Consider the following 12,770-nt stretch of genomic DNA (forward strand, 5'->3'; position numbering starts at 1 on the left):
CCGAACCCGCAGTGGAAAAAACGACGATGAGAATCAGGTTTCACAAGCTTGCAGCCGTTGTTGTGCTCATTGGTTTCGCGGCATGGATGGCGACAGGCGAGTTTTCGTCAGTCGGCAGCGTAGCCGCCAACAAAGCCAAGGCAGCCGAAGCCGAACAGGCCAAGGCGCCCGATGCGGCGAAGCCGAAGCCGGCGGAAGCCGAGCCGAAGGCACCGCTGCGCACGGTCGCTGTGGTGACGCCGCCACGCAAGACCTATGCACGTGCCATCCGCATTTCCGGGCTGACCGAAGCCGACAAGCGGGCGGTGCTGGCGACGCGCGTCGCCGGTGTCATCGACAAGCTGCCTGTCAAGCAAGGCGATCACGTCAAGACGGGGGATCTGGTGCTGATGCTTGCGGCGGAAGAAAAGATCTCGATGGTCGACAACGCCAAGCAATTGGTGGTGCAGCGTCAGGCCGAGCTGGACGCAGCCTTGCGGCTGATGAAATCAGGCAATCTGCCGAAGCTGCAGCTCGACACCGCACGCTCGAACCTGACCTCGGCGCAGTCGCAACTGGAAACGGCACAGGCCGAACTCGACCGCAACGAGGTGAAGGCGCCTTTCGACGGCGTTATCGACCGGGTGCCGGTGGAACTTGGCAGCTCCATCATGCAAGGCGGCGAGGTGGCGACCATCCTCAAGCTCGATCCGGTGATTGCCCGCGGCGAAGTCAGCGAGCGCGATCTCGGCTACCTCAAGCTCGGCGACAAGGCCACCATACGGCTGGTCAGCGGCCAGACCGTCCAAGGCACCGTGCGCTACATCAGCCGCGACGCCTCGTCGGCGACCCGCACCTTCCGCGTCGAGGTTGCCGTCCCCAATGCCGACGGCTCGGTGCCGGCCGGCATGACAGCGGAAATCTCGCTCAACGCACAGCCCACCGACGCGGTGCTGCTGCCGCGCTCGGTCGTGACGCTCGGCGACAAGGGCGACCTCGGCATCCGTGCCGTGGGCAAGGACAACAAGGTAGCGTTCTTCCCCATCGACCTCGTCGATGACACGCCGACCGGCCTCGTCCTCGGCGGCATCCCGGCCGACGCCCGCATCATCGTCGCCGGCCAGGAACTGGTGAAGGAAGGCGATCTGGTCAATCCGGTCGAGGCCGACCAAGCGATCATCAAGAAGCTGCTCGGCGAAGCGACGGCCGGCACGCAGTAGGAAGAGATCGCGACGGCCTAGCCCTGGGCGGGGACAATCGGCTGCGACGCAGCTCGTGGAAATTCAAGAACAGGCGTTAGCCATGGATATCGTCAGACTCGCAATCAACAATGCCCGCCTGACCATTTCGGTCCTCGTCTTCCTTCTGCTGGCGGGCTGGGTCGCCTATCAGGCGACGCCAAAGGAAGCGGAGCCCGACGTTCCGATTCCGATGATGTATGTCAGCCTGATCTACCAGGGCATTTCGCCCGAGGATTCGGAGCGGCTTCTGCTGCGGCCGATGGAAAGCAAGCTGAAAAGCCTGAAGGGCCTCAAGGAGATGCGTTCGGCCGCCTTCCAGGGCGGCGGCTACGTGCTGGTCGAATTCCAGCCGCAGACCAATCTGGCCACTGCGCTGCAGGACACGCGCAGCAAGGTGCAGGACGCCAAGGCCGACCTGCCGCAGGCGGCGGAAGAACCCGTCGTCACCGAAGTCAACATTTCCGAATTTCCCGTGCTCGTCGTCACGCTCTCGGGAAATCTGCCCGAACGCGTGCTGACCGCCGCCGCGCGTGAACTGCGCGACCGCATCGAGGAGGTTCCCGGTGTTCTCGAGGGCTCGCTGCAGGGTGCGCGCGACGATCTCGTCGAGGTCGTCATCGATCCGATGAAGCTGTCTTCCTATGGGCTGCAACTCGATCAACTGATCGGTGCGGTCGGCAACTCCAACAGCCTGGTCGCCGCCGGCAATATCGAAGGCTCGGAGGGCAAATACGCCGTCAAGGTACCGTCGCTGATCGAAACGCCGGAGGATGTCGCCGCACTGCCGGTGGTCGCCGGCCCCAATGCCGTGGTGCAGGCCAAGGACATCGCGACGATCCGTTCGACCTTCAAGGATGCCGAGACGGTGACCCGTCTCAATGGCAAGCCGGCCATCGCCATCGAAGTCAAGAAGCGCATCGGCTCCAACCTGATCGACACCATCGCCAAGGTGCGAACGGTGTCCGACGAGTTCGTCAAGTCGATGCCCGAGGGCATGAACGTCACCTACACGCAGGACAAGTCGGTCTTCGTCAACCAGCTGCTCGGCGACCTGCAGAACCATGTGATGATCGCCGTCATCCTGGTGTTCATCGTCATCCTCTACGCGCTGTCCGGCCGCGCCTCGCTGCTCATCGGGCTTGCGATTCCGTCGTCCTTCCTGATCGGCATCCTGCTGCTGGCGATGATGGGCTACACGATCAACATGATCGTGCTGTTCAGCCTGATCCTGGCCGTCGGCATGCTGGTCGACGATGCCATCATCGTCACCGAGTTCGCCGAACGGCGGATGAGCGAGGGCATGCCGAAGGAGGAAGCCTTCGCGCTCGCCGCCAAGCGCATGGCCGGTCCGGTCATCGCCGCGACGATGACGCGCATCGCCGCCTTCTCGCCGCTGCTGTTCTGGCCGGGCATCATCGGCGACTTCATGAAGTACATGCCGATCACGCTGATCGTCACGCTATCGGCCTCGATGCTCTACGCGCTTGTCTTCGCGCCGACGCTGGGTGCGATCTTCGCCAAGGCGCCGCCGCATCATGAGGATGACAATCGCGACGGCTGGTACATGGCGATCGTCAAGCAGGCGGTGCGCTTCCCCATCACCGTGCTGGTGCTGACCGTCGCGCTCTTGTTCGGCGTCGGCTTTGCCTATTCGAAATACGGCGCCGGCGTCGAGTTCTTCCCGAATGTCGAGCCGGATTATGGCCTGCTCTACGTGCATGCGCGCGGCAATCTTTCGCTGGCCGAAATGGATACCGCGACCAAGATCGCGGAAGACAGGCTGCTCGGCTGGCCGGGTGTGAAGTCGGTCTACACCCGCGTCGGCAAGACGCAAGGCGGCGGCCAGGATATCCCCGAAGACGTCGTCGGCGTCATCCAGTACGAATTTATCGACTGGCGCGAGCGCAAGTCGGCGAACCACATCCTGGACGATCTGCGCGGCGTCATGGCCGGCATTCCCGGCGTCGATGTCGAGGTGCGCGTGCCGGAAGCCGGTCCGCCGACCGGCAAGCCGATCCAGATCAGGCTTTCGGCCGTCGACCCCAAGGGGCTCGACGACAAGGCCCGTGAGGTCGCGGCGCGCATCGGCAAGGTGCCCGGCGTCATCGATATTTCCGACGGCCTGCCGCCGCCCGGTGTCGACTGGGCGCTCGAGGTGGATCGTGCCAAGGCGGCGCAGTACGGCATCAGCCCAACCTCGGTCGGCACGGTGGTGCAACTGGTGACCAACGGGTTGAAGCTCTCGGAATACCGGCCCGCCGGCGCCGACGACGCGGTCGACATAAGGCTGCGCCTGCCCGAAGACCGGCGCACGCTGTCGACGCTCGACGAACTCAGGGTGCAGACCTCACAAGGCTCGGTGCCGATCTCGAACTTCGTCGTGCGCAAGCCCGAGCCGACGGTCGGCATCCTCAACCGCATCGACGGCGCGCGTACGGTGGTCGTCCAGGCCAACGTCGCCGCCGGCGCTCAGGTCGCGGCTGTGCAGGAGCAGGTCACCAAGGCCGTCTCCGACATGGATCTCGGCAGCGGCATCCGCTGGAAGCTGGCCGGTTCGAACGAGGACAGCGCCGAAGCCAGCGCCTTCCTCAGCAAGGCCTTCGGGGCGGCGATCTTCCTGATCTTCCTGGTGCTTCTGGCGCAGTTCAACAAGTTCACCAGCGTCTGGCTGGTGCTGTCCTGCGTGGTCATGGCGACGATCGGCGTGTTCCTCGGGCTGCTGATAACCGGCGAGACGTTCGGCATCGTCATGTCGGGCATCGGCGTCATCGCTCTGGCCGGCGTGGTGGTGAACAACAACATCGTGCTGATCGACACCTATGACCGGCTGCGTGAAGAAGGCTGGGACAAGGTCGAGGCGGTGCTGCAGACTTGCCGCGAGCGCGCCCGCCCGGTCGTGCTGACGGCTGTGTCGGCCATTCTCGGCGTGCTGCCGATCGCCTTCGGCCTCGGGTTGGAAATCTTCCATCACGAGACGACGATCAACGCGCCGTCGACGCAATGGTGGATTTCGCTCTCCTCGGCGATCGTCTTCGGCCTGTCCTTCGCCACGGTGCTGACGCTGGTGGTGACGCCGTCGATGCTGATGGTGTTCACCCGCGCCAAGGTCAAGCCGGGCGCACGGCGCGGCTTGATCAGCCGTCTGTTCCGGCGCGGCAAGGTCGAGATTTCATCGACCGATGCGCCAGGGCGGGATGCCGGAGCCGGGCCGGATATCGCCTTTCCGAAAGCCGCCGAATAGATCATTGCCGATTTGACCGGCAAAGGCCGCCCGTAACAACCGGGCGGCCTTTTGCATTGTTCTTGGGAGAAAAGTCGAATTGCGGGGTTCTCATGCCGATCACCACCATCGTCATCATCGTCCTGGTCCTTATCCTCATCGGCGCGGTGCCGGCCTGGCCGCATTCGCGCTCCTGGGGCTATGGGCCCTCGGGTATTGTCGGCGTGGTGCTGGTGTTGCTTATGGTGCTGCTGTTGATGGGACGGCTCTGAGGCGCCCTCTCAGTCCGCGGAGATTGTTAATCTGCGGAGGAGCATCGCCCGCTATCGCGGAGGTCAGGCAGCTTTCGCAACGCAGGTCACGGTGGCAATGCCGATATCCCCGAGCGCTTCAGCAACCGCCTGATCCAACGGCGTGTGCGGAATCTCGCCGACGATGCCTTCCAGCCGCATCGAAGCCAGTTGATGCGGCTCGAAGCGCAGGTAGGACATGGAGACGATCTCGCGCCACATCGCTACGAACGGGCTGCCAGCGCGCAGTACCCACCAGGGCATCGAAGTCATCTTGAGCGGACGACCAATAGCCTTCTCGGCAGCGGCCTTGATCTGCAGATCGGTAACCGCGTGGCCCGGAAAGTTCAGCGCTTCATAGAAGCCGAGCTTGTCCAGATTGCGCGCCAGCGCGACGAAGCCCACAGCGAAGTCAGGCAGATAGGCCCATTCATGTACGAGGTCGACCGGGCCAGGCGCGGTGTAGATACCTTTGTTGATCTTGGCGGCAACGATCAGGTCGAACCATGATCCGCTGCCGGTGCCGCCGAAGAAATCGCCGGCCCGCAGAAGGATGGTGCGGACGCGGCCCGCGTCGGCCTCGCGACGAAACAATTCCTCCATGGCGCAGCGGATGCGGCCCTTTTGCGTGCTCGGATGGAAGGGTGTGTCTTCCGATATCACCGCCGGCATCGGTGAGCCGTAATTGTAAACGGTGCCGGGGAAGAGGTGCAGTGCGCCATTCGCATGGCAGGCAGCCATGACATTCTGCGCCATCGGCAGGCACTTGCCCCAGTCGGTGTAGATCGGGTTGAGGTCGTTGAAGATGATATCGACACCTTGCGTGGCGCGGATGAGGGCCACGCGGTCGAGCGCGTCACCGGCAACGGCTGTGGCGCCTTTGAGTTCGGCCGGCACCTTGCCGTTGCGGGTGACTGCGCGAACCTCGTAGCCCGCGTCGATGAAGGCCTTGGCGACCACGCGGCCGAGCCGGCCACTGGCACCGAGAATTGCGATACTGGTCATTGGAAGCACTCCTGGGTTGGGATTTGCGTGGTCGGTCTGGACGCGCGATCGGGATCAGCGACAAGCGCGATCGAGATCAGCGACGAGCGCGATCGAGATCAGCGGCTGCCGAAGAGGTCGCGGTTGCTGCCCTGCGTGACCGGTTGCCGGACGGCCGCATCCGGGTTGTGGATCGAAGCGGTGGTCGTGTTGTCGGTGCTGGTGACAGCCGGCTGGCTGGCGTCGTTCGACCCAAACTTGTCGCTGCCGGCAAAAGCGGCGCTGACGGAAATGAGGATGGCGGCGGCGGTGAGGGCGATCTTGGTCATCTGAGTTCTCCTGGTTGGTGTTTGCAGTCCGTGTTGGTGTCTGCAGCCGGAATATGGTCGCTCCGAATGCGAATGGAAATTGACTACAGATGGCGTTCTGATATTCATAAATGAATGACTGAAATCGACTGGAACCTGATCAAGAGCTTTGTCGCCGTGGCAGAATCCGGCAGCCTGTCGGCCGCCGCGCGAAAGCTTTCGGCCAGCCAGCCGACGCTTGGCCGTCACATCGGCGAGTTGGAACAGGCGCTGGGCGTCACGCTGTTCCGTCGAGGACGGCACGGCTACGAACTGACGGAGGCCGGCAGCACGCTGTTCGAACGCGGCAAGGCGGTCAGCGAGCAGGCAAGCGCCTTCTCACTCCTGGCGCTGGGTTCGGTCGAGGCCATCGAAGGCACGGTGCGCATCGCCGCCAGCGAGGTCGTGGCGGCGTATGTCCTGCCTGAGATGACGATGCGGCTGGGGATCGAGGAGCCCGGCATCGAGGTCGAGATCGTTGCTTCGAACCAGGTCGAGAACCTGCTGCGTCGAGATGCCGACATCGCCATCCGCATGGTCAAGCCGGCGCAGAACGAGCTGACGGCACGCAAGGTCTGCGATATCGAGCTCTGCGCCTGCGCGGCCAAATCCTATCTCGACAGGCGCGGCCGTCCGCTGAAGCCTGCCGATCTTGTCGACCACGATCTGGTCGGCTTCGATCGCGGCGACGAGATCATCAGGGGCTTTACCCAGCATGGCATCCCCGTCACCCGGAGCAGCTTCCGCTTCAGGGCCGACAACCAGATCGTTTTGTGGGAAGCGGTGCGGGCGGGAAACGGCATTGGCCTCGGCCAGGAGCCGCTGGCCGACAGGGATCCTTTGATTGAGAAGGTGCTGCCTGACCTGCCGCTGCCGGTTCTGCCGGTGTGGCTGGCGATGCATCGCGATGTGCGTACCAGCGTGCGCATCCGCCGTGTGGTGGATTTCCTCCACGAGGAGCTGAAACGCTATTCGGCGGGTGCTGGCGCGAATTCGGCGCGGTGAGCGAGCCCGGCCATCAGCAACACGATGATCAGCAGTCCCGACATGGTGATGAAGATCGGGCCGAAGCTGGAATGCTCGGCAACGAAGCCGATCGCCGACGGCGCCACCAGTATGCCGCAGTATCCGATAGTGGTGACCACGCTCATGCCGGTGCCAGAAGACATGCCTTCCTGGTTGCCGCCGGCCGAAAAGATGATCGGCACCATATTGGCGATGCCGAAGCCGCAAAAGGCAAAGGCTGCAATGGCGAGCCAGGGCGAGGGCGCCAGGCCAGCCACCAGCATGCCGACCGCTGCTACCAGGGCCGACACGCGCAGCGTCGTCACCGCGCCGAAGCGATTGCGTATGCCGTCGCCGAAGAACCGCGTAATCGCCATGACGCCCGAAAATCCGGCGTAGGCGAGGCCGGCAACGGCAAGATCGGCGCCGAGCTCCTGGCGCAGATACAGGGCTGCCCAGTCGAGCACCGCGCCTTCGGAGATCATCGCCAGCAGCGCCATCAGTCCGATCAGATAAACCAGCGGGTTTGCCGGCAGTGCGAATTTGTGGTGCTCGGCTGCCTGCGGGCTGTCTTCGGTGAGGAGATGGCGAACGGCCACCGCGATCACCGCGAAGGCAAACACCGTTACCGCCGCCGCGTGGGCGAGGTGGCCGTAGTGCTGGATGGCAAAGCCGCCGAGGCCGCCGCCGGCGAAGCCGCCGAGACTCCAGAAGCCGTGCGAGGACGACATGACGGCGCGGGAGAGCCGCCGTTCGACCACCACGGCATTGGCATTCATGGCAACGTCCATGCCACCGATCGAGCCGCCGAAGATGATCATGGCCGCGGCCGCCAGCGGTACGTTGGGCGCCAGCGCCACGACCATCAGACCGAGGCTGCCGCACAGGGCGAACCAGCGCAGTACGGTGCGCGAGCCATGTCTGGAGATCAAATGGCCGCACCAGGTCATCGCGACGACGGCACCGACGCCGAATAAGAGAATCAGCAGGCCGAGCGTGAACTTCGAAATCTCCAGCCGGGTCAGGAACACCGGGATCTGCGGCGCCCAGCTGCCCGTCAGGAAGCCGTTGGCGAGAAAAATGGCCGCGAGCGCCCATCGTCCGCGAATGGCAGTCAGCTTGGCAATTGACGCGTTCATGAGGCGAATCCCGCTGAAAATGGCTTCGCGCGGCAAATTAGATCGATTCAATTTTCAGTCAAGGCTCTTTCGGGAAGCATTTTGGGCCAAACATAGCCTTAGGCGATCGCTGGGGCGACGGCGTCAATGATCCTGGGGGCGCCTTGCCTCGAATTCGGCCTTCTTGGCGTCGGAGGCCTCGGTCTGGTTCAGCGCCTGCCATTCCCCATAAGGCATGCCGTAGACGATCTCGCGCGACTGATCCTTGGTGAGATCGACGCCCTCGGCATTGGCTGCCTCGCGATACCAGTTCGACAGGCAGTTGCGGCAGAAGCCGGCGAGATTCATCAGGTCGATGTTCTGCACATCGTTGCGCTCGCGCAGATGCTCGACCAGCCGGCGGAAGGCGGCCGCTTCGAAGTCGCGTTGCTGCTCGCCGCTGAGTTCGGTCATCGAAACCTCCGTCATAGCGGCCCGGTGCGCGAGCCGAACATCTTCACCACATGTATATCGGGACGGCGGTCGATCGCGTCAACGATCGGCGCCAGCCGTTCGGCCCAGGCGAGCGCGCCCTTCTGGTCCGATATCAGATCCTGTCGGATCTCGATCAGCGCATGGGCGAAGCCGTTGACGATGGCGTGCTTGTACATGGTGTCGCCGCGCAGCGCGCCGTCATAGGGTTCGTTGTCGCCAACGACGAGGTTCTTGTCCTGCGACAGCATGTCTATCAAAGGCCGCGCCACGCGGTCGTCGAGGTCCCACAGGATGCCGACGTGCCAAGGACGCTGGATTCCTTGCATGGCCGGGGTGAAGGAATGCACCGAAAAGATGAAGGGCGTCTGGGCGGAAGCCTGTGCGACCGATGCGATCATGGCGCCGACGGCGTCGTGATAGGGCCGGTAGAACCCGTCGAGCCGCCTCTCGCGCTCATCGGCAGTAATGGGGTAATTCCCAGCTACGACAGTGCCGTCATAAAGCTGGCGAATGAGCGTCGGGTCGTCTTCGCCGCGATTGGGATCAATCAGCAGTCGCGAAAAATTGGCGAGCACCGCCGGCACGCCGAGCAGGGCAGCCAGTTCGCGCGTCACCGCCTCGACGCCGATGTCATAGGCGATGTGCCGGTCGAACTCGGCCGAGGGCAGGCCGAGGCTGCCGTAGTCGTCGGGCAGGTCGCGACGGGCATGATCGCCCAACAGCACGATGCCTCGCTTGCGGTCGCCCTCGATGATGTCGAAAGGCGCGAAAACTGTGGATCGGGTCATTGGCGGGAAATGGTCTGTTCGCGGGCTTCCGGGGAGGGTGCTATCGTCATTCCACGAAGACGACGCTTGCGCAATGCCGTTGTTTGGCCAAGGTTTCCCGGGAAATCTGGCACACGTCGGCGAATTGTGCGCCGGAGCCTTTCTAAATCGATTGGAATTGGACAAAACGGTGCGTTGACATGCGCCCGGACTTTTCCGAAAAGGGGCGCAGAGAGATGCTGATGTGGTTTTTGAGGGGTTTTCGGATGAGTTCCGCCGGCGGGCAGCGCATGCGCTCTGCCTTTGCCATGCCGCTCCTCACTTTTGCCATGGGCCTGTCGGCGATGGTCGTGGCTTCGCCGGCGCGTGCCGATTTCCGCGTCTGCAACGCCACGCAGAACCTGGTCGGTGTCGGCATCGGCTATCGCGCCAAGGCCGGCTGGATCACCGAAGGCTGGTGGCACATCGAGGGATCGAGCTGCAAGACGCTGATCGAAGGGCCGCTGTCATCAAGGTTTTACTATCTTTATGCAGAAGACGCCGAACGCGGTGGACGCTGGGACGGCCCGATCAATATGTGCGTGGCTGAAAAAGAGTTCAAGATCGCCGGCGTGACCGACTGCGTCGCCCGGGGCTTCCAGCGCGCCGGATTCCAGGAATATGACACGGGCGAACAGGCAAGCTGGATGGTCCAGCTGACCGATGAGTCCACAACGGGAGGCGCTCCAGCCGCCCCGGGAACAAACAGTCAATGAGACGTAGCCGCAAGGTCAAGATCCTAGCCACCATCGGTCCGGCCTCCTCGTCGGAGGAGATGCTGAAGAAACTGTTCGAAGCGGGCGCCGATGTGTTCCGCATCAATATGAGCCATACCGACCATGAACTGATGCGCACGCTGGTCGGACGCATCCGCGCTGTCGAGGAAGCGGTTGGCCGGCCGATCGGCATCCTCGCCGACCTACAAGGACCGAAGCTGCGCGTCGGCAAGTTCGCCAACGGGAAGGAAGTGCTGACGCAAGGCCAGACCTTCACCCTCGATGACAATCCCGAACCTGGCACCTCGACCAGGGTCTATCTGCCGCATCCGGAAATCCTGAGCTCGGTCGAAGCCGGCCATCGCCTGCTGATCGACGATGGCAAGCTCGAGCTGAAGGCGGTGAAGAGCGACGGCAAGTCGATCGTCTGCACCGTCGTCGCCGGCACCACGATTTCCGACAAGAAAGGCGTCAGCCTGCCCGACACCGACCTCCCGGTCGGTGCGCTGACCGAAAAGGACCGCAAGGATCTCGATGCCGTGCTGGCCACAGGCGTCGACTGGGTTGCGCTGTCCTTCGTGCAGCGGCCGGAGGATCTGGCCGAAGCGCGCAAGATCGCACGCGGCCGGGCGCTGATCATGGCCAAGATCGAAAAGCCGCAGGCCGTCGCCCGGCTGGCCGAGATCATCGAATTGTCCGACGCGCTGATGGTCGCCCGCGGCGATCTCGGCGTCGAGATGCCGCTCGAGGCGGTGCCCGGCATCCAGAAGCAGATCACGCGCGCGGCACGCCGCGCCGGCAAGCCGGTGGTGGTTGCAACGCAGATGCTGGAATCGATGATCACGGCGCCGGTGCCGACCCGCGCCGAAGTGTCCGATGTTTCGATCGCCGTCTTCGAAGGCGCCGATGCCATCATGCTGTCGGCGGAATCGGCGGCGGGTGCCTATCCCGTCGAGGCCGTGGCAATGATGAACCGTATCGCCACCAAGGTCGAAACCGATCCGACCTATGCCGGCATCATCAACGCCCAGCGCTCCGAGCCGGAAGCGACCGGCGCCGATGCCATTTCGCTGGCCGCGCGCGAAATCGCCGAAACGCTGAAGCTGTCGGCGATCATCACCTACACCGCATCGGGCACCACAGGCCTGCGCGCCGCCCGCGAGCGGCCGCAGGTGCCTGTTATCGCGCTGTCGCCGATCCTCAACACGGCGCGGCGGCTGTCGCTTTTGTGGGGCACGCATTGCGTCGTCTCACCCGACGCCGTCGATCTCGACGACATGGTCAATCGCGCCTGCCGCATCGCCTTCGACGAAGGCTTCGGCAAGCCTGGCGACCGCGTCATCATCACCGCGGGCGTGCCGCTGCGGACACCGGGTTCGACCAACATGCTGCGCATCGCCTATATCGGTTCGGACACACAAGTCAGCCGCTAGATTCCTGAAGCGTGTCGCCTCTGAACGGATTCAGGCGGCCCGCTTTAGGTCGGCGCAAGTTCGGCCTGCGGTACCTTGATATCGGCGCATCTGCCGGCGCCGTAGGCGTCGCCGGCGATGCGCGCCTCCACGGTCCTGGCCATCGCCTGCAGGTCTATATTCTTGCCAGCGACCTTCTCGATGGCGCCGACGGTCAGGTCGGTCGCGATCCAGTCTGGCTTGTGACCGAGATTGTGCACCCAGACGAGTTCGGCACCGGCAATGTCGCGCGCCAGGCCGGCCGAATGGATATGTGCATAGACCACCTTGTCGCGGTCGCCTGAAATCACCACGCTCGGCGCCTTGATCTCGGCGTAACGCGGTGCGGTGGCGAGCGCGTAGCGATAGAGCCCGGCGACATCGGTGGCGTTGGCACGAAAGGCTGTTGGTCGCAGCACCAGCGGGATAGAGGCCGAGCTGAGATAATTGTCCGGCACCTTGTTGGGCGAGAAGACGCAGGTGGTGGCGTCGGCCATCTGCAGGGCTCCCGCCGGATAGGTGAGCGTTTCGGAAAATAACCAACCGAGCACCGGCATGGTGGTCAGATCGTAGTACCAGGCGGTTGCGCCGCCCGGCCATGGGTGGGTCGCCGGTGCGAGAAAGACGAGCCCGAGCGTCTTGTCTGGATGCTCGCGGCCAAAGGCCGATGTCACCACGCCGCCGAAGGAATGGCCGACGATGACAGCATTCCTGATGCCGAGATGGTCCATCAGTGCGGCAATGGTGTTGGCCTGCGCCGACGGGTTCTCGTTGTTGGTGCCGCGACCCGACCAGCCATGGCCTGGCCGGTCGAAGAACAGTATTTCGGCGCGGCCTTCGAGCAAGGGGCGCAGCGGCAGCATCTGGTCCCTGAGATTGGCGCTGGCGCCGTGGATGAAGACGATCGGCGGCAGCTCGGCATTGGCGGGCGCCGGAACATGGACATAGTGGATGCGGGCGCCGTCGATGTCGGCGAACTCGCCGATCGGCGGATTGCGACGCTCGATCAGCCATGAGCCGACGCGGGTGACGCCGACAAAGCCGAAGATAAGCGCCATCAGGAAGGCAAGGGCGGCGTAGATCAGGTTCATGAGGGGAGATACGGAGGTGGAGGGGGATAAGTTGTAGGGGAGTAGGGG

At 63.8% G+C, this 12,770-nt stretch carries 12 protein-coding genes; 6 read left to right on the forward strand and 6 right to left on the reverse strand.

What is annotated here, in order from left to right; genetic code table 11:
- Nucleotides 1-26: 26 nt before the first annotated feature.
- From AC0L2U_RS12335 to AC0L2U_RS12345, 3 genes are all read left to right on the forward strand, one after another.
- The gene (locus AC0L2U_RS12335) at nucleotides 27-1,199 is read left to right on the forward strand and encodes an efflux RND transporter periplasmic adaptor subunit (protein WP_128287765.1); all 1,173 of its coding nucleotides are present in this window, start codon (nucleotides 27-29) and stop codon (nucleotides 1,197-1,199) included.
- An 82-nt stretch (nucleotides 1,200-1,281) separates the two neighbouring features.
- Nucleotides 1,282-4,461, forward strand: a complete 3,180-nt coding sequence (locus tag AC0L2U_RS12340; protein WP_127266905.1) for an efflux RND transporter permease subunit — start codon at nucleotides 1,282-1,284, stop codon at nucleotides 4,459-4,461.
- A 92-nt stretch (nucleotides 4,462-4,553) separates the two neighbouring features.
- Entirely contained in the window at nucleotides 4,554-4,712 is a 159-nt protein-coding gene (locus AC0L2U_RS12345) for a DUF3309 family protein (RefSeq protein WP_127809050.1), read from the forward strand.
- A gap of 63 nt (nucleotides 4,713-4,775) precedes the next feature.
- On the opposite strand, the gene AC0L2U_RS12350 is transcribed toward AC0L2U_RS12345, so the two are convergent.
- Together AC0L2U_RS12350 and AC0L2U_RS12355 are read right to left on the reverse strand one after the other, a co-directional pair.
- A complete protein-coding gene (locus AC0L2U_RS12350) occupies nucleotides 4,776-5,735 on the reverse strand; it encodes an SDR family oxidoreductase (RefSeq protein WP_473601971.1) in 960 nt (319 codons plus the stop codon).
- Nucleotides 5,736-5,833: 98 nt separating this feature from the next.
- A complete protein-coding gene (locus tag AC0L2U_RS12355; RefSeq protein WP_127321943.1) occupies nucleotides 5,834-6,043 on the reverse strand; it encodes a DUF680 domain-containing protein in 210 nt (69 codons plus the stop codon).
- A gap of 114 nt (nucleotides 6,044-6,157) precedes the next feature.
- Here AC0L2U_RS12355 and AC0L2U_RS12360 point away from each other — a divergent pair, with 114 nt between their 5' ends.
- On the forward strand, nucleotides 6,158-7,066 hold the full coding sequence (locus AC0L2U_RS12360) for a LysR family transcriptional regulator (RefSeq protein ID WP_127809052.1): 909 nt from the start codon (nucleotides 6,158-6,160) through the stop codon (nucleotides 7,064-7,066).
- On the opposite strand, the gene AC0L2U_RS12365 is transcribed toward AC0L2U_RS12360, so the two are convergent.
- From AC0L2U_RS12365 to AC0L2U_RS12375, 3 genes are all read right to left on the reverse strand, one after another.
- Nucleotides 7,030-8,205 (reverse strand): MFS transporter, encoded by a 1,176-nt coding sequence (locus AC0L2U_RS12365; protein ID WP_127809053.1) that lies wholly within the window; start codon nucleotides 8,203-8,205, stop codon nucleotides 7,030-7,032. The genes AC0L2U_RS12360 and AC0L2U_RS12365 overlap by 37 nt on opposite strands.
- Before the next feature lie 123 nt (nucleotides 8,206-8,328).
- A complete protein-coding gene (locus AC0L2U_RS12370; protein ID WP_473601972.1) occupies nucleotides 8,329-8,637 on the reverse strand; it encodes a DUF1244 domain-containing protein in 309 nt (102 codons plus the stop codon).
- An 11-nt stretch (nucleotides 8,638-8,648) separates the two neighbouring features.
- Nucleotides 8,649-9,446 carry an N-formylglutamate amidohydrolase gene (locus AC0L2U_RS12375; protein ID WP_127809054.1) on the reverse strand — a complete coding sequence of 266 codons (798 nt, stop codon included), beginning with the start codon at nucleotides 9,444-9,446 and terminating at the stop codon, nucleotides 8,649-8,651.
- A 245-nt stretch (nucleotides 9,447-9,691) separates the two neighbouring features.
- On the opposite strand from AC0L2U_RS12375, the gene AC0L2U_RS12380 reads away from it, so the two are divergent.
- Together AC0L2U_RS12380 and pyk are read left to right on the forward strand one after the other, a co-directional pair.
- Nucleotides 9,692-10,180 (forward strand): DUF1036 domain-containing protein, encoded by a 489-nt coding sequence (locus AC0L2U_RS12380; protein WP_127327661.1) that lies wholly within the window; start codon nucleotides 9,692-9,694, stop codon nucleotides 10,178-10,180.
- Nucleotides 10,177-11,613 (forward strand): pyruvate kinase, encoded by a 1,437-nt coding sequence (gene pyk / locus AC0L2U_RS12385; RefSeq protein WP_013529204.1) that lies wholly within the window; start codon nucleotides 10,177-10,179, stop codon nucleotides 11,611-11,613. The genes AC0L2U_RS12380 and pyk overlap by 4 nt, the downstream gene beginning before the upstream one ends.
- A 44-nt stretch (nucleotides 11,614-11,657) precedes the next feature.
- On the opposite strand, the gene AC0L2U_RS12390 is transcribed toward pyk, so the two are convergent.
- Nucleotides 11,658-12,722, reverse strand: coding sequence for an alpha/beta fold hydrolase (locus tag AC0L2U_RS12390; RefSeq protein WP_367144619.1), 1,065 nt, complete (start codon nucleotides 12,720-12,722; stop codon nucleotides 11,658-11,660).
- Nucleotides 12,723-12,770 lie beyond the last annotated feature (48 nt).

The sequence above is a fragment of the Mesorhizobium sp. WSM4808 genome (genome assembly GCF_055811675.1).